Consider the following 22,067-nt stretch of genomic DNA (forward strand, 5'->3'; position numbering starts at 1 on the left):
CTACAGGGAGAAGTGCGCCAGTCAGTTGAACATCAATCGGGCAACAACCGGTCACGGCTGTTGGACAGGTGCAGGCAGATTGCTGCCCGCGCTGCATCCGGGTCTTGCCGGCGGATGGCATTGAGCACGGCCTCATGCTCCAGGTTGGCCAGGTACGCCTGCCGCGCCAGCTTCGCGCCGCCACGTTCGGCCAAGGCCATGCGGTTGCGCGGGATCAGGCTGTTACCCAGATGCAGCAGCATCTCGGTGAAATACAGGTTGCCGGTGGCTTCGGCAATCAGCAGGTGGAAGCGCCTGTCCGCCTCGATGCAGCTGTCGCCAGCGGCTGCCAGGTCCTGATAGTCATCCAGTGCCTGGCGCATCCGTGCCAGGTGCCCCTCGTCACGGCGCAGCGCAGCCAGCGCTGCGGCCTGGCCCTCCAGGCCAATACGCAACTCCAACAGGTCGCGCACACTGGCCGCGCTTTCTGCTGCGATACGCATCCCGGCCTGGGCCTGGCGCTCCATCACGAAAGTGCCGATACCGTGGCGCGGCTCCACCAGCCCCGAAGCCTGCAACTTGGACAAAGCTTCCCGCACCACCGTGCGGCTGACCCCATGCTCGCGCACCAGCGTGTTCTCTGACGGCAACTTGTCACCCGGCTTGAACGTGCCCAGCAAAATCTGCTGGGTCAGGCTGGAGACCAGGTCATGGGCGCGGCTGTGGCCGCGTTTGTGCGCGTGTTCGGATGCCATGCTGTGATCCCGTTCTTGTTGTGCTTGTACGACAAGTTAATCGATGCAGATTATTTTTGCCGAATTTTCCGCTAGCCAATGCAGCGTTTAACGAGGCTGCTTTTGCAAGATCGAAGCATATTGTCATTATGACAGCTTGTATTTTGCTATTTTGTCGACGTTGTTGATCTTGTCGTACAACCTCGCTGCGCATATGCTCATCCCCACTGCCCTGTCAGACAACCAAGACCCGCACAAAAACAATTAGTGGGAGATTCACAAGTGAACGACACCCCCGCTCCGCTTGCCCGGCATGACGGCGACGCGTTGGCCAGTGCCGTGGCCAAGGTCAAGCGCCACGTCCTGCCGCTGTTCGTCATCATGTTCATCGTCAACTACCTCGACCGCGTCAATATCGGCTTCATCCGCCCGCACCTGGAAAGCGACCTGGGCATCAGTGCCGCGGCTTATGGCTTTGGTGCCGGCTTGTTCTTCATTGGCTACGCATTGTTCGAAGTGCCTTCGAACATGTTGCTGCAGAAGGTGGGCGCGCGGCTCTGGCTGACCCGCATCATGTTCACCTGGGGGCTGGTGGCCACGGCCATGGCCTTTGTGCAGAACGAAACCCAGTTCTATGTGCTGCGCTTTCTGCTGGGTGTTGCCGAAGCGGGCTTCTTCCCGGGGGTGATCTACTACTTCACCCGCTGGCTGCCAGGCGCCGAGCGCGGCAAGGCAATTGCCATCTTCCTCAGCGGCTCGGCGCTGGCCTCGCTGATTTCCGGGCCGCTGGCCGGTGCGTTGATGCAGATTCAGGGCCTGGGCATGCACGGTTGGCAATGGATGCTGTTCATCGAAGGCATGGCCTCGGTGCTGCTGTGCTTCTTCGTGTTCTTCTGGCTGGACTCCAAGCCCCAGGATGCCAAGTGGCTGAGCCAGGCCGAGCAGGAGGCGCTGGTGGCCACCATCGACCGCGAGCAGCGTGAACGCGAAGCCGTTGGTGCGGTGAAGCCTTCTGCCTGGAGCCTGTTGAAGGACCGCCAGATCGTGCTGTTCTGCCTCATCTACTTCTGCATCCAGTTGACCATCTACGCCGCCACCTTCTGGCTGCCGAGCATTATCAAGCGCATGGGCGACCTCAGCGATTTGCAGATCGGCTTCTTCAACTCCATCCCGTGGCTGATCTCGATCCTGGCCATGTATGCCTTCGCGGCCGGCTCTGCACGCTGGAAGTTCCAGCAGGCGTGGGTGGCCGGGGCACTGGTGGTGGCCGCAATCGGCATGTTCATGTCCACCACCGGCGGGCCGGTGTTTGCCTTCGTGGCCGTGTGCTTTGCAGCCATCGGTTTCAAGTCGGCGTCGTCACTGTTCTGGCCGATCCCGCAGGGTTACCTGGACGCCCGCATCGCGGCGGCCGTGATCGCCCTGATCAACTCGGTCGGCAACCTTGGCGGCTTCGTCGCCCCTACCACGTTCGGTTTTCTGGAGCAGCAGACCGGCTCGATCCAGGGCGGGCTGTATGGCCTGGCGGTGACCTCGGTGCTGGCGGCCATTGCCATCTTCTTCGTACGCACTCGCCCAAAGGGCGCTCCTTCTGACGACCTCAAGGCCTCTGCGGGCCTGGGCCAGACCCACTGATGACTGCGAGACAACAACCATGAATATGCAGACCAATCCCGCCGTTCACACCAGCACCCCTGTGGTCACCGACCTGCGCGTGATCCCCGTGGCTGGCCACGACAGCATGTTGCTGAACCTCAGTGGCGCCCATGGCCCGTACTTCACCCGCAACGTGGTGGTGCTGCGCGACAGTGCTGGCAACACCGGCCTGGGTGAAGTGCCGGGTGGCGAAAAGATTCGCCAGACCCTGGAGGACGCCCGCAGCCTGGTGGTCGGCCAGCCGATCGGCCATTACCAGCGTGTGCTCAATGCCATGCGCCAGACCTTTGCCAATCGTGACTCGGCAGGCCGCGGCCTGCAAACCTTCGACCTGCGCATAACCGTGCATGCGGTAACCGCTATCGAGTCAGCACTGCTTGATCTGCTTGGCCAGCACCTCAATGTGCCAATGGCGGCGCTGCTGGGCGAGGGGCAGCAGCGCGATGCCGTGAAAATGCTGGGTTACCTGTTCTATATCGGCGACCGCCAGCAGACCGACCTGGCGTACCGCAACGAAGCCGATGCCGAGGACGACTGGTTCCGTGTGCGCCACGACAAGGCCCTGACCCCGGAAGCGGTGGTGCGCCTGGCCGAAGCGGCCAGGCAGCGTTATGGCTTCAGCGACTTCAAGCTCAAGGGCGGTGTGTTGCGTGGTGAGGAGGAGATGGAGGCAGTGACGGCGCTGGCCGAGCGCTTCCCCGAAGCACGTATCACCCTCGACCCGAACGGCGCCTGGTCGTTGAAAGAGGCCATTGGGCTGTGCCGCGACAAGCACGATGTCCTGGCCTACGCCGAAGACCCGTGTGGTGCCGAAAACGGTTACTCGGGCCGTGAGGTGATGGCCGAGTTCCGTCGCGCCACCGGCCTGCCCACCGCCACCAACATGATTGCCACCGACTGGCGGCAGATGGGCCACGCGATCCAGTCGCAGGCAGTGGACATTCCCCTGGCCGACCCGCACTTCTGGACCTTGCAAGGTTCGGTACGTGTTGCACAGATGTGCAATGACTGGGGGCTGACCTGGGGTTCGCACTCCAATAACCACTTCGACATTTCGTTGGCGATGTTCACCCAGGTGGCGGCTGCGGCGCCGGGCGAGATCACCGCGATCGACACCCACTGGATCTGGCAGGACGGCCAGCGCCTGACCCGTGACCCACTGCGTATCGTCGACGGGCATGTGCGGGTTCCGGCGCGGCCGGGGCTGGGGGTGGAGCTGGATGAAGACCAACTGGCGAAGGCGCATGAGTGCTACCGCAACATGGGCCTGGGGGCGCGGGATGACAGCGTGGCAATGCAGTTCCTGATTCCGGGTTGGAGCTTCGATAACAAGCGGCCCTGCCTGGTGCGTTAAGGCCGCAGGCCCTTTCGCGGGCACGCCCGCTCCCACAGGGTATGCGCAGTACCTGTGGGAGCGGGCGTGCCCGCGAATGGGCCGTCACTTTTTATCCTGCTTCAAAGAACGCCCGCGCCATTTCTACAAATGCCCCCAGCACCGGGTTGGGGTTGTCCCGGCAATATGCCAAAAAAATCTCCGCCTGCTGCTCCATCCCCGTCAGCGGCCTGAACACCACCTGCTCCAGGCGCAACGCCTGCGCAGAGGCCGGCACCACAGCGCACCCCAGCCCTACATTGACCAGGCCCAGAATCGAATGCGTCTGCCCCAGCTGATGCAGATACCTGGGCTGCACCTCATGCCGGGCAAACAGGTTCGCGATGCGGTCATGGAAGTAGCGCCCTTCGTTGGCGCTGTACATCACGAACGGCTGCTCATGAAAATCGCTCGGCCTTACCCGCTCGCGCACGGTCAGTGCATGCGCGGCAGGCAGGGCGGCGACAAAGGGTTCGCGGTGAATCGGCACGTACTCCACGCGCGCACTGGGCAGCACCTGGCGTACCAGCCCGACATCGATCAGGCCGGCCTCCAGGTCATGCACCTGCGCGCTGGAAACGCGCTCGCTGAGCACCAGCTCGATGTCTGGCACAGTCTGCCCGGCATGCACCAGCAAGCGCGGGATCATGCTGTAGGCCCCGACCGCCGTGAACCCCAGGGTCAACCGGCCTGCTTCGCCATGGGCGATGCGCCGTGCCGAGTGGCTGGCCGAGTCGGCGATTTGCAGGATGCGCCGGGCGTCTTCAAGGAAGCTCTGGCCCGCCAGGGTCAAGCGCGCCTGGCGGTTGTTGCGCTCAAGCAGCAGCACGCCCAGGGCATGCTCCAGCAGCTGGATCTGCCGGCTCAAGGGCGGCTGGGTCATGTGCAGGCGGGTAGCGGCGCGGCCGAAATGCAGCTCTTCGGCAACGGCGACGAAGCAGCGCAACTGGTGCAGCTCCATGATTCAATTCCTGAATTATTCGATCCACTATCTATATTAGACCTGTATCAATTGCAGGCCTAGCATCAGGTCATGACTCGCAACTGCCGGATGCCTACGATGAACGACAACCCCATTGAAGTGCTGTTGACGCAGCCCGTACCTGAGGCCATCGATGCCCAACTGGTCAGCGCTTATCAGGTACACCGCCTGTATCAGCAGCCCAACCCGCAAGCGCTGCTTGACGCCGTTGGCCCGCGCATTCGTGGCGTGGTCACCGGGGGCGCCAAAGGCCTGGCCAACGCATTGATGGACCAACTGCCGGCCCTTGAAATCATTGCCATCAGCGGCATCGGCACCGACGCCGTGGACCTGCGCCACGCCGCCAGCCGCGGCATCCATGTCAGCACCACGCCGGGCGTGCTCACGGCGGATGTCGCCGACCTGGCCATGGGGCTGATCATCAGCAGCCTGCGCCGCTTGGGCGAAGCTGAGCGGCTGGTGCGCGATGGCTTGTGGGGCAAGGTCGAGCTGCCGCTGGCGCGCCGGGTCAGTGGCATTGAACTGGGTATTGTCGGGCTTGGCCAGGTGGGTAAGGCCATCGCTCGCCGCGCCGCGGCCTTCGACATGCGCATTGCCTACAACGGGCGGCGTGAACAGCCTGATACAGGGTACCGCTATGAGCCCGACCTGGTTGCGCTGGCGCGCTCGGTGGATGTGCTGGTGGTGGCCGCTGCTGCCGATGGCGGGCAGGTGCTGGTGACAGCCGAGGTGCTGGAGGCGCTGGGGCCACAGGGTTATCTGGTGAATGTGGCGCGCGGCAAGTTGGTCGATGAGCACGCGCTGGTCGAAGCGTTGCGCGAAGGGCGCATCGCCGGTGCCGGGCTGGATGTGTTTGTCGATGAGCCACATGTGCCGCCAGCGTTGCTGGACCTGAACCAGGTCAGCCTGCAACCGCACCGGGGCAGCGCCACGCTGCAGACCCGGTTGCAGATGGGGCGCATGGTGCTGGAAAACCTTCAAGCCTGTTTTCGCGGTGAGCTGCCGCCGCATCGGGTGGTTCACCCTTAGGGCCCTTTCGCGGGCGCGCCCGCTCCCACAGAGGTAAGCACAGGTCCTGAGCATTGTGCAGTACCTGTGGGAGCGGGCATGCCCGCGAAAGGGCCGGCACAAGCAACACAAGGCTCCAAGAGCCACCCCTTCTGCGCACAAGAACAATCGCTTCCACCGAGAAGCAAGAGGGTCAACATGAACAGCAAATCCGCCGTTGCCGCACCGCAGGCCGTGGCCGGGATCGGTCGCCATCGCTTCCTGGTCCTGGCACTGATCTTTGTCATCACCGTCATCAACTACGCCGACCGCGCCACCCTGTCGATCACCGGCACCGAGGTGCTCAAGGACCTCGGCCTGGACCCGGTCATGCTGGGCATGATCTTCTCCGCTTTCGCCTGGGCCTACGCCCTGGGCCAGGTGCCTGGCGGCTGGCTGCTCGACCGTTTCGGCGCCCGCCGTGTGTATGGCATCAGCCTTATCCTCTGGTCGCTGTTCACGCTGTTGCAGGGGACAGTGGGCTGGATGGGCCTTGCCGGTGTGTCTGCGGCAGTGGCGCTGTTCTCCATGCGCTTCATGCTGGGCCTGGTGGAGTCGCCAGCGTTCCCGGCCAATTCACGCATTGTCAGTTGCTGGTTCCCTACCCGCGAGCGTGGCACTGCCTCGGCACTGTTCAACTCGGCGCAGTACATGGCGGTGGTGGTGTTCGCCCCGCTGATGGCGTGGATGACCCACACCCTGAGCTGGGAGCAAGTGTTCATCTGGATGGGCGTGTTGGGGCTGGTACTGAGCGTGGTGTGGTTCCGCCTTTACCACGAGCCGCACAGCGCCCCGGGGCTGAGCCGCGAAGAGCTGGACTACATGCGTGAAGGTGGCGCCCTGGTGGACCTGGAGCAGGAACGCAAGGCGACCCAAAGCAAGCCGACCCGTGCCGAGGTCATGCAACTGTTCACCAGCCGCAACCTGTGGGCGGTGTACCTGGGCCAGTACTGCATCACCGCGCTGACCTACTTCTTCATCACCTGGTTCCCGATCTACCTGATCAAGGGCCGTGGCATGACCATCATGGAGGCGGGCTGGGTGGCCGCGCTACCCGCCATCTGCGGCTTCACCGGCGGCATCCTGGGTGGCTTCGTTTCCGACTGGCTGATCCGTCGTGGCGTGCATCCCTCCAGGGCGCGCAAGACGCCGTTCATCATCGGCATGGCGCTGTCGACCAGCCTGGTACTGGCCAACTACGTGGAGGGTAACGCGGCGGTAATCGCCCTGATGACCCTGGCCTTCTTTGGCAAGGGCCTGGCCGCGGTGGGCTGGGCGGTGCTGTCGGATGTGGCGCCGAAGAAGATGGTCGGCCTGTGTGGCGGCGTATTCAACGGCATCGGCAATATCGCCGGCATCATCACCCCGCTGGTGATCGGTTACGTGGTGGCCAGTACCGGCTCGTTCCACAACGCACTCTGGTTCGTGGCCGCCCATGGCGTGCTGGGGATCCTCGCTTACCTGTTGCTGGCCCGGCGCTTCGAACGAACCGGGCAGGCGTAGGCAGACGCCCTGGCAACAGAGGCCCCGGGAGACCGGGGCTTTTTTTTGGCTGAAAATTGTTGCGTCAGTGCTGGCCTCTTCGCGGGCTCGCCCGCTCCCACAGGTACTACGCGAGCCTCTGTGGGAGCGGGCGAGCCCGCGAAGAGGCCAGTACAGGCGGAACACATCCGAATGAAAAACAAAAGCTTCAGATGGCCAGATGGCGCGATCGGGCATGCCATTCGCGACATCTGGCGGTAATGGAACTGCCCTGTCGTGATCGAACAGTTCCGGGGCGTTCTCGTGTAATTTCCCACAGCCCTGCGCGGCTTAAATGAACCCCGAACTGCACCGGCACGTTGCTTTGTGATGCGTAGCAAAGATCAACAAAAGCGCGCCAGCAACCTGTCGACTTACTGAATTCAAAGGAGATATTTTCGCCTACCTCTGCCCCCATCCTTGTGTCAGCAAAAAGAGAACAACATCAATGAGCACCGTGGGATCTGATGGCAACCTTGCACAAGGTTTCAAGCCGCGTCATGTAACGATGCTGTCCATCGCCGGCATCATCGGCGCCGGACTTTTCGTAGGCTCTGGCCACGCCATTGCGGCGGCCGGGCCAGCTACCATAGTTTCTTATTTCGTGGCCGGCACCCTGGTGGTACTGGTCATGCGCATGCTCGGCGAAATGGCCGTGGCACACCCCGACACTGGATCGTTTTCCACCTATGCCGACCAGGCCATTGGCCGCTGGGCCGGCTACACCATCGGCTGGTTGTACTGGTGGTTCTGGGTGTTGGTGATTCCGATCGAAGCGCTGGCCGCAGGGCACGTGCTGAACGCCTGGTTCCCGCAGGTGGACAGCTGGATCTTCGCCCTGGCCTCGGTATTGCTGTTGGCCGGCACCAACCTGTTCAGCGTGGCCAAGTACGGTGAGTTCGAGTTCTGGTTCGCCATCCTCAAGGTTACGGCCATCCTGGGCTTTATCGGCCTGGGCGCTGCCGCGCTGATGGGTTGGCTGCCCAACCGCGAGGTCAGCGGCCTGAGCGGGCTGATGGCGGAGTATGGCGGCTTTGCGCCGAAGGGCTGGTCGGCGGTGGTGGGGGCGTTCATCACCGTGATGTTCAGCTTCATCGGTACCGAGGCGGTAACCATTGCCGCGTCGGAATCCAGCGACCCGTCGCGCAACATTGCCAAGGCCACCCGCTCGGTGATCTGGCGGATCAGCACCTTCTACATCCTGTCGATCTTCGTGATCATCTCGGTGGTGCCGTGGAACGACCCGCAGTTGGCAGTGGTGGGCTCGTACCAGCGTGCGCTGGAAATCATGAACATCCCCAACGCGGCGTTCATGGTCGACCTGGTGGTGCTGGTGGCCGTGACCAGTTGCATGAACTCGTCGATCTACATTGCCTCGCGGATGATGTATTCGCTGGCCAAGCGCGGCGACGCCCCGGCCTTCCTCAACAAGACCTCCAGGGTTGGCGTGCCGCGTGCTGCGGTGTTTGGCAGCACCCTGATCGGCGCCGCCATTGCCATCCTCAACTACTTTGCGCCGAAGGGCGTGTTCGAGTTCCTGTTGGCCAGTTCCGGCGCCATCGCCCTGCTGGTGTACATGGTCATCGCCATTTCGCAGCTGCGCATGCGTCGGCGCCTTGAGCGGGAGAACACCGAGCTGAAGTTCCGCATGTGGCTGTTCCCGTACCTGACCTGGGCGGTGATCATCTTCATTGCCGGGGCACTGGCGGTGATGATGTATACGCCTGAGCACCGGGTAGAGGTGAGTTCGACATTGGGCCTGGCGATCGTGATTTCCTTCCTGGGGATCGTGACTTCGCGGGGCCATTCGCAACCCGTGGGGGTGCGTTCAATGGGGTGAGCCAGATCACCTCGCAGTAAGGCAAAGGGCACCCTGGGATGGGTGCCCTTTTTTTTTGAAAGCGGTATGTGTCAGTGATTGCAGGCCGGATGATCTCGAAGCGCAATGACCACGATGCCATCAAGTGATGGCAATGTGATATTAAAAAGCCGCTATCGCGGAAAGTTGTGTATTTGTTTGAAAATCATATTTTAGCCATACCGATGCGTTACCCTCGCGACCCAAGGTTGTGCCCTGGGGCGGTTTTCTTCCGTCGTCTGGGCGTTTGTTAAGTGCGACATAGCAGGCGGCCAAAATCGCTTCAAAAGTGCCATTACCCTTGATTTTAAAGGGGATTTTGACCCGAGACGTGTGGGTGTCCGGGTCTTCGGCGACCCTCGCGGCGTAACGCTGGAGCCGTTTCAGGCTTGTCATGAGAAACGCATTTGCATCCCCTCGCCGTGCGTCTCCCCAAATAGCCCTAAAAGCCTCTATAGGCCACGTAAATCTTGGCTTGAGCAGTTTTTTCCGGGTTCCTGGGAATAGACTGGATTGGCCTCGTCGCTTGACTGGATGGTCATGTTTTGAGCATCAAAATAGTCATTGGAATTTCAGTTTTCAAAGGCTGGAGTAGTGCTGTTCTCAGGAAAGCCGGGTGCGCTTAGGATTAATCAATAAGCTATTGATTTATCTAGCATTTGCTTGGGTAAAGCCTTGCTTTCTGCGCGGCTTTGTCTGGCGTCATGCCGCTCTGGTTTGGCCTATTTAGTGTCAAAGGCTTGGGTGCTGGCGTGTCGAAATGCGTCGCGGATTGCAGGTAATATTCCGATATGTCAAAATTTCGCTGTTGCAGCTTTCTAAGTTTTGGATGAAAATGCCGCCGCATGGAGCGAGATATGGATGAGCAAGGGTCAATCACCACATCATGGGGCAGCGGTGCAGGGGAGGACGTGGATGTTCGCGCACTGCGACGCTACAACCGCTTGCTTGGCGTGTTGCTGGATGTCGGCGAGTGGGCGTGCATAGGCCTGCTGCCTTTCGTAGCGGTTGCGGCCATCTGGCTGGTGACCCAAACCAACTTTGAAAATGTCGTGTTCTATGACGGAACCGACTCGATTTGCATCTACGACGGAACGACAGGGGAAATCCGCAATGTCGAGTAAGGAAACCCAACACGGAACCCCTGGTGGTCAAGCGCAGGAGGCTCGGCGGGGCACGGACGAAGAGAAGTTGCTGGAACTGGCGCTGGATGAAACGCCTGGTGAAGCAGCGGCCACCGTCCGCGAAGTCAAACGCCTGCAGCTGGAATGCCTGGATCTCAAGCGCCGCAACAAGCGCGTCTGGGGGCAACTGCTGGCGCTGACCTGCGTGTTTGGCGTAACCATCGCTGCGGTGGTGTTCTGGTACCCGAAGTACCGCTGGATTCCAACTACCGACAACCACGCCATCTGTGAGGTCTCGACCGAAAGCAATCCACGCGTGACCCCGGCGACCCTGGCCGAGTACGCCAAGGATGCCGTAGTAAATTCGTATTCCTACGACTACGTGAACTACCGCTCCAACCTCAACGCTGCCGGCGCCCGCTGGTACACCGACGAGGGGCGCAAGGCCTTCCTGAAGACGCTCGACGATTCCGGCAACCTGGAGCGGGTGCTCAAGGGGCGGATGATTCTGCGCGCCATGGCCACCCAGGTGGCCCAGGTCGAAGAGACCGGTGTGCTGGCCAGCGGGCAGAACTACTGGCTGGTGCAGGTGCCGATTGCCATCGAGTTCTATGTCGGCGGTGACCAGCAGGCGCGTTCGCGCCAGGACTTCCTCGCCGCCGTGACCATCGTCCAGATCCCCGCCTCGGCCACCAACACCAAAGGCATTGCCGTCGATTCTGTTCAGCTGTCGCCGTACATCTCAAGGAAGTGACCATGAAGAAGCATCTGATCGCATCGTTGCTTGCGAGCGCTATCGCTTTGCCTGCATTTGCCAACGAGGCGCAAATTGCACCCGCTGCCGAGGGCGGCGCAGGGCAGGTTGACGCGGCGCAAGGCAGCGAAGCTCCGCCCCAGCCGCCGATGAATGGCCTGGGCCGGCAAGTATCCAGCACTGCTCAAGTGGTCTACCCGCGTCCCGAAGATGTGATCAGCGACACGGTCAACGACGTCCAGGACTCGCAGCTGACGGCGTCGCAGGTGGAGCTGATCAAACAGCTCTGGCTGGAACGGGAAAAGCAGAAGGCCACGGCCTATGTCAGCCCGGCCAAACCGGTGACCCGCACGCTGGCACTCAACCTTGACCCGGGTGTGTCGCCACCCATCGTTCGCCTGAGCAAGGGCCAGCAGTCATCGATCGTGTTCTCCGACTATGCCGGGCAGCCGTGGATGATCCAGAGCGTGTCGATCAACCGTGAACTGTTCAGCGACGGTCGCGAGCGCGGCGGGCAGAACGGTCAGAACGGCACTGCCACACCGACCAACATCCTGACCCTGGACCCAGCCACCGCGGCGGCCTACGGCAACGTCACCGTGACCCTGCGCGGCCTGGCCACGCCGATCATCCTGATCCTGGCGGCCGGCCAGGAAGAAGTCGACATGCGTGTCGATGCCAAGGTGCCGGGGCGCAACCCGGATGCGGCGGCGAGTGTGGCAATGCTACGGATGCCGTCGATCGACGAAGCGCTGACCTACTTCCTGGATGGTGTGCCGCCGAAAGAAGCCAATCGCCTGAAAGTGACCGGGCTGGAGGGCGTGGAAGCCTGGAGCTATGGCCCGAACATGTATGTGAAGGCCAAGGCTGATGCGCAATACCCGGCGTACACCAACGCTGCACGCAGCACCACCGGTGTGGCGGTGTACCGCTATGCGGGCCTGCAGAACAGCGTCACGTTCACGACTGGCGGGCAAGCCGTAACCGTCTTCATCGAGCAAGGGAATCTGCAATGAGTGATAACAACATGCCGCCGAACGACTCGGGCTTCGATGAAGAGGACGAACACCTGGTTGCCGATCGCGACGGGTCGGCCGGCTCGCAGGTGAACAAGGCGCGCAAGTCCGACGAGATGCAGCGCAACCTGAAGGCCGTGTTCGGTTCCGGTGTTGGCAAGGTCTCGCTGATTGCTGCCGGGCTGGTGGTGCTGGCGCTGGGCGCCCTGGCCTACAACGGCATGTCGTCGAAGCACGATGCGGCCGGCAAGGCGTCCACGGTGGATGTGCCCAACGCACCACAGCCGCAGGTGTCGGTCGACCCGATTTCCGCTGCCGAAGCGGAGCGCCGCAACCAGCGAAGCTCGCTGGAGGCCGAGCAGGCTGCCGAGCGCGGGATGTCGTACCAGCCTGGCTTTGACCCGAACATCGTACAGTCCACCGGCAGGGACTATGCCCGTGGCCAGAGCGCCCAGTTCAATGTGCCCGGGCAGCCATACAATGATGCCAACAGACAACCGCCCGAGATCTATGTCGGCGCCGGGCAGGCGCCTCAGGCAGTCCAGGCTGCGCAACAGCCTGGTGCAGCCAATGCGCAGTCGCAAGAACAGGAGCGCAGGCGCCTGGAGGAAGAGCTGAAGAAGGCCGAAGAGCAGCGCGACCAGTACGTCAGCGAGCTGAAAAGCGAAACGCTGAAGTCGATCAAGCAGCTGATGGGCGAGTCTGAAAGCGCCAAGGGCTTCGCGGAAAAAAGCAGCTTCAGCACGGTCAGCTACTACCCGGCCGAACGCGCTGGCAGCGGTGCGGCAGGCTCTGCAGTGCGAACTGCCAAGGACGACAAGGACCCCAATGCCATCGAGGCTGTGGGCGACACCGACCGGGCGATGCTGATCAAGACCGGTACCATCATGTACGCCACGCTGGATGCCGAGGTCAACACCGATGACGGCGGTGACGTGCTGGCGACCATTCGCGGTGGCAAGTGGAACGGCTCCAAGCTGATCGGCAAGATCGAGCAAGCGCCCGACAACATCCGCGTGAAGTTCACCATTCTGGCGCCACCTGTCAACGACCCGCGCCCGACCATGCGCATCAGTGCCGTGGCCCTGCGTGAGGATGATGCCAAGCAGGGCATTGCCGAGACCAAGGACCATCACACCATGGAGCGCTATTTCGCCTTGGGTGCGGCCTCGCTGTTGTCCGGCTATGGGCGTGCATACCAGCAGACGGCGGGTACCACGGTCATCAGCCCAAGTGGCGTAGTGGCACAAACCACTACCGAGCCTTCGACCAAGCAGGTGATCGGTTCATCGGTCGGTGAAATGGGCACCGCGATCGCCGGGGAAGTGCGCCGCGGCTTCAACCGCCCGGCCACCTACGCAACACCAGCGAACAAAGGCTTTGGCCTGTTCTTCCTGCAAGACGTTCACGATCAATCTCGATAAGGAGTTCGACATGAAGAACTGGTCGTTCGGAAAACTCATTGGCGTGTTTGCCGGCAGCTTCCTGGCACTCATCGTGCTGGCAGTGGTGGTGATCAAGGCGACCTCGTCGCCAGCGGCCAAGGCCAAGCGCATGGCGCAAACCCAGACCCAGTCGGTGCAACAACCACGCATGGACGTGCTGAGCATCGAGCTGGCCAAGTCCCGGGAGCAGGCCCAGGCGGCGTTGCAGGCCCAGGAAAACAGCGAAAGGCAGTTGAAGGTCGTGCGCGAGGAGTCGCAGCGCAACACCCAGTTGTTGCTGAGCCAGATCAAAGCCCTGGACAGCAACGTGACCGGTCTGCAGCAGCGCATGAAATTTTATGAGGACAGCCGCCAGCGCGTGGAGGTGATCAAGCCTCCGCGCCCGGAGCCGGCGCCTACTGCGTCGCAGGGTTACGCCAAACGCGCTCACCCGATCCCGCAGTCGACTGGCTACAAGGTGCAGGCAGTGGTCGGGCACCGGGCCTGGGTGAAGAACGGCGACAGCGAAGACAGCGTGAAGGCCGGTGACTCGTTGCCGCCGGTGCAGCGTGAATTGAAAGTGCTGGCCGTTGATCGCGACAGCGGCATCGTAGTTACTTCACCCGCTCTTTAAACAGGGAAGTTGTCATGGCGGCCGGATTTGCCGATCTCGTAGATGTAATGGTCAATATCGGGAAAGTTATCCCGACCGCGATCATGCTGTGCCAGGGTATTGCTGCGCTTATCGGTCTTTACCTGACCGGCGCTGCACTGATTGAAATATGGGGCGTTACCCATGACAACGCGTTGAAATATGTGGCCGGGCGACAGCGTTTTTCTGTCGGCTCTGCCTGTGTGCAATTGGTGGTCGGTTCTATCTTGCTGGCGGTCGGTACGCTGGAGTGGATGGGCATCATGTCGCGATCCCTGACCGGGGATTATGCCAACTCGCGCATGCTGTCCTATTCCTCGACCGGCACAACGCTGCAAGAACAGGCACAACTGGCAACCCTGGCCCTGCTGGGCATCATGCAGGTTGTCGGCCTGATCGCCATGGTGAAAGGTTGGTTGACGGTAAACGGTTATTACAACAACCAAACTCAAGCCGGCCTCGGCACCGCCAGCGGATGGATCATCGGCGGTGTACTGGCGTGGAACTTCAAGTGGTTCAGCGATGTACTCAACAACACAATCGGATTCAATCTGGTTGGCCTTTTCACGCCGTGGTCGTAACGGCTTTTCGCAATATGAAATCCAAGGAGCGTCACTCATGAAAGCACTCAAAACCCTGAAAGCTGCATACGATTCGGCCAAAGTTCGAGCTACGACCGCTGTTGTAACTGCACTGGCTGCCCCGTCGGCATTTGCCATCAACAAGACTGACCTGACCCAGGACACTTCGGGCGGCAAGACGGCCAACGACGTCATGGGCAACATCGACGACGCTGCGCAGACTGGCGCCACGCTGCTGATCTCGCTGGTGTCGATTGGTGGCTTCGTGGTCGTTGCCATTTCGCTGTACACCCTGTGGAAGGCCTCCAAGGATGAGCGTGAGAAGCCGATGTCGGCGATTGTCGGCCTGTTCATCGGCGGCCTGATGGCCGGTGTCGGTACCGTGATGTGGATCATGCGCAACACGCTGGTCGAATAAGGCTGCACGCCGCTGAGCCTATGGCGGGGCGCAATGCCCCGCATTTCAAGAACAGTTTCGGGGATATTCGGACGTGAGCGAAACCAACGCTTCTGCGCGCGGGGCCAGTACGGTGCCCACGCTGTCAAGTGGCTACCTCAGTCGCACTGCCAACCAGCCGGTATTCGGCGTGCGCCGGCCGCTGTGGCGCTCTGACGATGACCAACGCAAACTGTTCAGTGACGAAAACAGCAAACTTCGTACTTCGGTGTGGCAACGCGACAACTACACCTGTCGCTTCTGTGGGTTCAAGTCGGCCAAGTTTCAGGAACTGCATGCATTGGACGGCAACCCCGACAACTGCACCAAGGAAAACCTGATCACGGCGTGCAACCTGTGCCGTCAGGTTCATCATCTTGGCGCCTGCGCCATGAATGACACCGGCTTTTTCGTCGCCGTGCAGGAACTGACGCAAACCGAGATCAATAATATTGCCCGCTGTATCTACGTGAACGAATTGCTCGATGACCTCGCGGTCAATGAAAAGTTGGCCAGCTTGCTGGCGGCTTTCAAGTTTCGTGGCAATGACACGCTGAAAGAAATATTCGGTGGTGAAGTCATCACCGTGCTGGGTGTGGCGGAAACACTCGCGAGCAAGCAACTTGTCAGCGATGAAGAATTTAGCAAGCGCGCTGAATGGCTGGCGCCGTTACGGCTGTTTCCAACCAAAAGCGCGTTCAAAGATGGGCAACTTGAATATTACGCGGCCAATAACCGTGCACTGTTCCTGCCGGGTAACTGGTCGGCCCTGACCGGCCAGTTACTGAAGAATTTTGCTTGATGCAGCCGCACGCACAGCTGCTCAGTCTCGCCGTTGAGAGCGTTGGCAAGGGAGAACAAGGAAATGTTTAACAAACTCGAAGCGGTGATCCTGACGGTGCTGAGCCAGCTCAAGGCAGACGTACAGGACTATTGCGACCTGGAAACGGTCGATGGTGGCCAGGCCATCGTCGCCAACGACGGTTCGCTGGCCTCCATCGTACGTTTCAACGGTACCAAGAGCGTGCTCGGGCGCGAACAGTTCGAGCGCCTGGTAAGCCTGCTGGAAGCGTCGCTCTCGGTGTACTTCAAGGTGCGCGGCCATCACCTGCAGATTGTCTTCAGCCGCGACCTGGATGCGACTGCGCCGCTGGAGCAGAACGCCTCGCAGCAGGCTGCAACCGCCGAGCGGCTGAACCTCAACGTGCGGCACCTGATCAACGAAGGTGTGAGCAAGTACGCCCAGTATGTCTATGACGAAGAGTGTTACCTGGTGTTCTGGTCGCGGCCTGCGCTGCTTGACCAGACCGAACGGTCGATGGCGCGCGAAGCGCTGAACGAGTTCAGGAAGGAATCGGAGTGGCCAGCCACCGCCGAAGCACAGAACCTGCTGCGGCCGATTTCCTACCTCAAGGACCGCCACCTTTCATTCGTCACCAAGATTTCCGAAGACCTGACGTCCCCCGAATTCGGTTGCTCGGCCGATGTACTCGACGTCAGTGAAGCCATTCGCGCCATCCGTGCGAAGGTGAACCCCGACATCACGCCGCGTACCTGGAGGCCCTACATTCCGGGCACCGCCATCCCCATGCGCTGGAAGACCAGCAAGCGCAGCGGCGACATGTCGGAGTTCATGTACCCCACGCTGCCCAGCCAGATCATGGTCACTTCGGCTGAAATTGGCAGTGGCGAGCGCACCAGCCTGCTGCCGGACCCGACCAGCGTGCGGGTTGGCTCGCGCGTGTACGCGCCATTGCTGATGTCGATTCCACCGGCAGAGCCGCAATATTTCAACACCCTGTTCAACAGCCTCAACCGCGCGGAAACCCAGGAAAACGGCGTATCACGTGCCTTGCCGTACTCGGTGTCGATCATGCTGTCTTCCGACGGCATGAGCGTGCTGGCCTGGAAGAGCCTGTTCGCCCAGCTGCTGTCGGTAACCTCCGAACAGAACCGCAACATCAACCTCGCCACCAAGGAACTGCGCGAGCGCGTGCGTGACGGTGAATGCATGGTCAAGTTGCAGGTGGCTGCGATGACCTGGGCAAGCCCGGACGAGAAGGGTGTGAAGGAGCTTGCGCTGCGCAAGTCGAAGCTCTGGCGCACCCTGGAAGCGTGGGGCCAGCCCGTGTTCATCGAGCGTACCGGTAACCCGATGCAGGCGTTCCAGTCCAACTGCCTGGCTTTGACCACCAAGCACCTCGGCGACCCGGCTGCGGCGCCGCTGGGTGATGCCGTGGCCATGCTGCCGCTGACCCGGCCGGCTTCGCCGTTCCAGGAAGGTTCGACCATTTACCGCAGCCTGGATGGCAAGATCCTCAAGTACCAGCGTTTTTCCTCGCAGCAGACCACCTGGATCACCCTGATTGCTGGCAAGCCGGGTTCGGGCAAGTCGGTGTTGATGAACAACAACCACTTTGAATCGTGCCTGATGCCAGGCCTGACCGGGTTGCCCTACATCGGCATCACCGACATCGGTATTTCTTCGTCCGGTTTCTGCGACCTGGTGCGCGACAACCTGCCGCCGCGGCTGCATCACCTGGTGGTGTACAAACGTTTGCAGAATGCCCGCAAGGACTGCATCAACCCGCTGGATACCCCGTTGGGCCAGCGTTACCCGCTGCCCAAGGACCGCGAGTTCAACAAGAACTTCCTCACCATTCTGGTGACGCCGCCCGAGCGTGAAAAGCCGTATGAAGGGATGAGCAACTTTGTCGGCCGCATGGTCGACCTGGCCTACCGGCGCAAGGACGACAAGATCGAGCGGGCCAGCCCGGAAACCTACAAGCCCGGGCACAACGATGTGGTCGACAGTGCCGTGGCTCAGCTGGGCTTCCGTATCCTGCCGGCGACCACCTACTGGGAGCTGGTCGATGCAATGTTCGATGCCGGCATGGTGTACGAAGCGGAAGTCACCCAGCGCTACGCGGTGCCGACCCTCAACGACCTGGTGGCGGTGGCCTCCACTGAAGAGGTGCGGGCCGAGTACGAAGGCTCCGGTGAGGTCGGGCGCAGCCTGGTGGATGCGTTCATCCTCGGTATTCGCGAGGCGGTTGGTGACTTCCCGGTGTTTGCCGACCACACCCGCTTCGATGTCGGCAGTGCCCGCATCGTTGCCCTCGACCTGCAGGACGTGGCGTTGCAGGGCTCTGCCTCGGCCAAGAAGCAGACTGCCCTGATGTACATGATCGCCCGCCAGTGCTTCATGAAGAAGGTGGCGTTCTCGAAGGAAGACTTCCCGTTCTTTACCGAAAAGTACCTGCCGTTCTACGAGCGCCTGGTGGCTGACCTGGTGGATGAATACAAGGTCATGTGCATGGACGAGTTCCACAAGACCGGTGGCCACGCGGGCTTGCAAGAACAGATGCAGACCGACGGCCGAGAGGCCCGTAAGTGGAACATGGAGATCATTCTGGCTTCGCAGTTGATGGAAGACTTCGGCCAGCTGACCAAGATCGCCACCGCCACCTTCATCCTCGATTCGGGCACCAAGGAGACTCGCGACTGGCTGCGCAAGAACATCGGCCTGTCCGATACCGAAGAGCATGCGCTGGTCAACTTCGTGCACGGTGCCAACAAGCATGGCTGTACCTTCCTGGCCCGCTTCGAGACCAAGAACGCGACCTACAGCCAGCTGTTTACCATGTCGGCGGGGCCGATGCGCCTGTGGGCACTGACGACAACCGCCGAGGACCGCAAGCTACGGACCATGCTCTACGAGCACATGCCGCGCCCGGACGCGCTGGCACTGCTGGCCCGACGTTTCCCGTCAGGGGGTTGCAAGGACATGGTCGAGCGTTTGAAGCGAGAGACGTTCAAGGACGTCGAGTTCGTCGATGACGACATGGAACAGTCGGTGATCGCGCGGATCGCCAAAGACCTGGTGGCTGACTACATCGGCGCCAGTGCATTCGAAGACGTAGTGTGAGGGAGTGACAGATGGCTCAGTACAAGGGCGCATCCCGTCAGCATGAAATCAGCAGCAGCCGCCGGCGCAAGGATACCCGCCTGGCCGGGCAGCGCTTCAGTGATTTCTTCCAGTCGGCCGATGGCGCGGTGTTCGGTACGTTCGCGCTGCCGGTCCTGGCGCTGATTTCGATCAAGGTGCCCTTTTCCGGTGAGCTGCTGTTGCTGCTGGCCTGGGCGTTCAAGCGCAAGTTCGTCGACGTCGACAATCGCACGTTCGACTTCCCTTACCGGGTGCCCAAGCTGGCGGACGTCAATGACGGCTCGTACAAGGGCAAGAAGAAAGGCGAGGGCGTGACCCTGTTCGGCAATGATCTGGAGAGCAAGGAGCAGATCTACGCCGGCGACAGCGACCTGCGCACGCATCAGCTGGTGCTGGGCACTACCGGCTCCGGCAAGCCGCAACCCAAGCATGCCAAGGTGCTGACACCGGGCGGCTGGGTGCAGATGGGCCGCATACAGGTCGGCGACAGCGTGTGCACGCCCGATGGCAAGCAGGCTGCGGTACTGCGTGTGATCGAGCAGGGTATCCAGCCGATCTGGACCGTGGCCACGCGTGACGGGCGCCGGGCGCAAGCCACGGGTGACCACCTGTGGCGGGTGCTTACCCACGGCCAGGATGGCAGCGAAGAGGCCCACACCGTCACCACCGACGCCATTCGCGAGCTGATGGTGCGCGGCATCGTGGTGATGCTGCCCAAGGTGCGCAAGAAGCGCGGCTCGGCCAGGTTCAACGGCTGGGCCGAAGTGTGGAAAGTGACCGCTGCCGGCCAGGCGCCTTGCCAGTGCATCGAGATCGATCACCCGCATCACCTGTACATCACCGACGACAGCCTGGTCACCCACAACACCGAGCTGCTGCTCGGCATCGTGTTCAATGCCCTGGTGCAGAACACCGGCTTCATCTACGTCGACGGCAAGGGTGACCCCAAGCTGCAAAAGGAAATCTTTCGCCTGTCGCGCTACCTGGGCCGCGAAGATGACCTGCTGATCATCAACTTCATCACCTCTGGCCGCGACTTCGTCGAGAAGCAGGTCGACAAGGTGACCAACAACATGAACATGATGGGCAATACCTCGTCGGGCATGTTGATCGAGCTGATCGTGTCGCTGATGGATGACTCCGGTGGCGGCGGTGACATGTGGAAGGGGCGGGCGATCATGTTCGTGGCGGCCCTGACGCGGCCGCTGACCTACCTGCGGGACAAGGGCCACATCAACCTGTCGCCCGAGAAGTACCTGGAATACTTCGAGCTCAACGTCATCGAAGAACTGGTGTGGGAGCACAACGGCAAATACGGCGAGATGTTCGACGTGATCGTGGCGCCGCTGCGCTCGTACCTGCTGACGCTGCCGGGTTACCAGAAGGCCAAGTTCAAGAAGCAGGAAACCAAGACCCTGGAGCAGCACGGCTATATCGTCATGCAGCTGGGGCGGATCTTCAACGACCTGACCTTCAACTACGGCCATATCTTCAAGACCCGCGTCGGCGACGTGGACTTCTACGATGTGGTAATCAACCGCCGCCTGCTGGTGGTGCTGCTGCCGGCCCTGGAGCGGGCACCGGACAGCATGCGCATGCTTGGCAAGATGATTGTAGGCAGCATCAAGCAGATGATGGCCGGCTGCCTGGGCAACCGGGTCGAAGGGGTGGTGCGTGAAATCATCGACAGCCGGCCGACCGGCTCGAAGTTCCCGTTCTATACCATCCTCGACGAATACGGCTATTACGCCGTGGTCGGCTTTGCAGTGGCGCCTGCTCAGGCGCGTAGCCTGGGCTTCAGCGTCACCTTCGCCGCGCAGGACTTTTCCTCACTGAAGAAGTCCAGCGCGGAAGAGGCGGATGCCACCTGGGAAAACACCAACATTCGCGCCGTCGGCCGCCTTACTTCGGGCACCGAGTCGGAAACCTGGCGCCGCGTGCAGGGTGCGGCGGCCGAGTCTTCGCAGGCCATGCTGGGCAACTTCGAGCGCACTGCGGGCAACGAGAAGCTGCGCCAGTCGGACAACATTGCCATCGAGCAGCGCAGCCGGTTGAACTACGACGACGTCGCCATGCAGGAGAACGGCGAGTTCACCTTCCTGATCGGCAAGAAATCGCAAAATGGCAAGACGGGTGGCGTGGCGCTAATTCGCGGTCTGGGCTTCTACACGGCCGGCCCGGCGCCGAAGGAAATGCGCATCAACGATTTCATCCCGGTCGAGCCGCCCGAGCCCTCGGACCTGCCGCAGAACCGACAGTCACGCCAGGCATTCGTCGACAGCCTGAAGGACGGTTCTTTCGCCAAACGGGTGCGCGCGGTGGTGAAGGGGGACCCCACCTTTGCCCGCATGCACAGTGTGTTCGAGCATAACTATGCCGACCCTGACCGGCCTTTGCTGGGCCGGCTGGACACCTCGTTCGGCGTGCTCGGTGCGTATTTGTCCGGCGACCTGAAAAAGCCGGCACCGGTAGCGCCGAAGGCAGAAAAGACGGTGCCGCAGGCCCCTGCCGAGGCGCCGGTTGCACCAGTGGCTACAGCGGCGCCGGTGCTTACGCCGCACGTTGAGCCCATGAGCCCGGAGGCAATCCAGGCAAGCATCCTGGCTGTTGCCGACCTGTTGGCAGTTACCCCGGTGACGCCAGCCGTTGCAGCGGTAGACGAACAGGAGCTTGACGATGAATGGGCACGTGAGCTGGCCATGGTCGTGCCACAACAGATGCTCGACATGCAGGTGATGGCCAGCGGCGAAGCGTTTGCATCGCTGTCGGACAAGTGGGCCGCACAAGAGCGGATCGAGCAAACCTGCGCAGAAATCGCCCGGCAAACGGCTTACCACGTATCGCCTGAGCCCGGCACCGAGGGTGTGGCCGGCATGCGTGAGCGGCTGAACAACCTGCAGGCCCAGTGCCGCTTGATGATGAAAGAGCCGCCACGCGAGTAGGTAGTGGGCACCATGGCCGTCAGTCGGCACGCGAGTCTAT

18 protein-coding genes are annotated in these 22,067 nt (G+C 61.5%); 15 read left to right on the plus strand and 3 right to left on the minus strand.

What is annotated here, in order from left to right:
* Window positions 1–32: 32 nt before the first annotated feature.
* Window positions 33–734, minus strand: a complete 702-nt coding sequence (locus ACIQUI_RS14715; protein WP_403199692.1) for a FadR/GntR family transcriptional regulator — start codon at window positions 732–734, stop codon at window positions 33–35.
* A 261-nt stretch (window positions 735–995) separates the two neighbouring features.
* On the opposite strand from ACIQUI_RS14715, the gene ACIQUI_RS14720 reads away from it, so the two are divergent.
* Window positions 996–2,348 carry an MFS transporter gene (locus ACIQUI_RS14720; protein WP_403199695.1) on the plus strand — a complete coding sequence of 451 codons (1,353 nt, stop codon included), beginning with the start codon at window positions 996–998 and terminating at the stop codon, window positions 2,346–2,348.
* A 19-nt stretch (window positions 2,349–2,367) separates the two neighbouring features.
* A complete protein-coding gene (gudD, locus tag ACIQUI_RS14725; protein WP_403199698.1) occupies window positions 2,368–3,723 on the plus strand; it encodes a glucarate dehydratase in 1,356 nt (451 codons plus the stop codon).
* A 91-nt stretch (window positions 3,724–3,814) separates the two neighbouring features.
* Here gudD and ACIQUI_RS14730 read toward each other — a convergent pair whose 3' ends face one another.
* Window positions 3,815–4,702 (minus strand): LysR substrate-binding domain-containing protein, encoded by an 888-nt coding sequence (locus tag ACIQUI_RS14730; protein ID WP_403199701.1) that lies wholly within the window; start codon window positions 4,700–4,702, stop codon window positions 3,815–3,817.
* A gap of 99 nt (window positions 4,703–4,801) precedes the next feature.
* Here ACIQUI_RS14730 and ACIQUI_RS14735 point away from each other — a divergent pair, with 99 nt between their 5' ends.
* From ACIQUI_RS14735 to ACIQUI_RS14745, 3 genes are all read left to right on the plus strand, one after another.
* Window positions 4,802–5,752, plus strand: coding sequence for a 2-hydroxyacid dehydrogenase (locus tag ACIQUI_RS14735; RefSeq protein ID WP_403199704.1), 951 nt, complete (start codon window positions 4,802–4,804; stop codon window positions 5,750–5,752).
* 177 nt (window positions 5,753–5,929) lie between these two features.
* On the plus strand, window positions 5,930–7,273 hold the full coding sequence (locus tag ACIQUI_RS14740) for a D-galactonate transporter (protein ID WP_391135307.1): 1,344 nt from the start codon (window positions 5,930–5,932) through the stop codon (window positions 7,271–7,273).
* Window positions 7,274–7,739: 466 nt separating this feature from the next.
* Window positions 7,740–9,131 carry an amino acid permease gene (locus tag ACIQUI_RS14745; RefSeq protein WP_403199706.1) on the plus strand — a complete coding sequence of 464 codons (1,392 nt, stop codon included), beginning with the start codon at window positions 7,740–7,742 and terminating at the stop codon, window positions 9,129–9,131.
* A 141-nt stretch (window positions 9,132–9,272) separates the two neighbouring features.
* Here ACIQUI_RS14745 and ACIQUI_RS14750 read toward each other — a convergent pair whose 3' ends face one another.
* Window positions 9,273–9,545 (minus strand): hypothetical protein, encoded by a 273-nt coding sequence (locus ACIQUI_RS14750; RefSeq protein ID WP_403199709.1) that lies wholly within the window; start codon window positions 9,543–9,545, stop codon window positions 9,273–9,275.
* Window positions 9,546–10,006: 461 nt separating this feature from the next.
* Here ACIQUI_RS14750 and ACIQUI_RS14755 point away from each other — a divergent pair, with 461 nt between their 5' ends.
* The 10 genes from ACIQUI_RS14755 (at window position 10,007) to ACIQUI_RS14800 (ending at window position 22,027) form a co-directional block, all read left to right on the plus strand.
* Window positions 10,007–10,273 carry a hypothetical protein gene (locus ACIQUI_RS14755; protein ID WP_403199712.1) on the plus strand — a complete coding sequence of 89 codons (267 nt, stop codon included), beginning with the start codon at window positions 10,007–10,009 and terminating at the stop codon, window positions 10,271–10,273.
* Window positions 10,263–11,027 carry a DotI/IcmL family type IV secretion protein gene (locus ACIQUI_RS14760; protein ID WP_403199715.1) on the plus strand — a complete coding sequence of 255 codons (765 nt, stop codon included), beginning with the start codon at window positions 10,263–10,265 and terminating at the stop codon, window positions 11,025–11,027. Before ACIQUI_RS14755 ends, ACIQUI_RS14760 begins: the two co-directional genes overlap by 11 nt.
* Before the next feature lie 2 nt (window positions 11,028–11,029).
* On the plus strand, window positions 11,030–12,043 hold the full coding sequence (locus ACIQUI_RS14765; RefSeq protein ID WP_403199718.1) for a DotH/IcmK family type IV secretion protein: 1,014 nt from the start codon (window positions 11,030–11,032) through the stop codon (window positions 12,041–12,043).
* Complete coding sequence (locus tag ACIQUI_RS14770; RefSeq protein WP_403199721.1) at window positions 12,040–13,467, plus strand: DotG/IcmE/VirB10 family protein; 1,428 nt, start codon at window positions 12,040–12,042, stop codon at window positions 13,465–13,467. The genes ACIQUI_RS14765 and ACIQUI_RS14770 overlap by 4 nt, the downstream gene beginning before the upstream one ends.
* Before the next feature lie 10 nt (window positions 13,468–13,477).
* Window positions 13,478–14,101, plus strand: a complete 624-nt coding sequence (locus ACIQUI_RS14775) for a hypothetical protein (protein ID WP_403199723.1) — start codon at window positions 13,478–13,480, stop codon at window positions 14,099–14,101.
* A gap of 14 nt (window positions 14,102–14,115) precedes the next feature.
* A complete protein-coding gene (locus ACIQUI_RS14780; RefSeq protein WP_403199726.1) occupies window positions 14,116–14,700 on the plus strand; it encodes a type IV secretion protein DotIE in 585 nt (194 codons plus the stop codon).
* A gap of 37 nt (window positions 14,701–14,737) precedes the next feature.
* Window positions 14,738–15,118, plus strand: a complete 381-nt coding sequence (locus ACIQUI_RS14785; RefSeq protein WP_403199729.1) for a hypothetical protein — start codon at window positions 14,738–14,740, stop codon at window positions 15,116–15,118.
* Window positions 15,119–15,191: 73 nt separating this feature from the next.
* Window positions 15,192–15,938: an HNH endonuclease gene (locus ACIQUI_RS14790; RefSeq protein WP_403199732.1), complete on the plus strand. Its 747-nt coding sequence runs from the start codon at window positions 15,192–15,194 to the stop codon at window positions 15,936–15,938.
* Window positions 15,939–16,001: 63 nt separating this feature from the next.
* Window positions 16,002–19,064 (plus strand): type IV secretion protein DotO, encoded by a 3,063-nt coding sequence (locus tag ACIQUI_RS14795; RefSeq protein WP_403199735.1) that lies wholly within the window; start codon window positions 16,002–16,004, stop codon window positions 19,062–19,064.
* Between the two features lie 11 nt (window positions 19,065–19,075).
* The gene (locus ACIQUI_RS14800) at window positions 19,076–22,027 is read left to right on the plus strand and encodes a TraM recognition domain-containing protein (protein ID WP_403199738.1); all 2,952 of its coding nucleotides are present in this window, start codon (window positions 19,076–19,078) and stop codon (window positions 22,025–22,027) included.
* Window positions 22,028–22,067: the final 40 nt, after the last annotated feature.

The sequence above is a fragment of the Pseudomonas sp. NPDC090592 genome (assembly GCF_044769185.1).
Lineage (GTDB): Bacteria > Pseudomonadota > Gammaproteobacteria > Pseudomonadales > Pseudomonadaceae > Aquipseudomonas.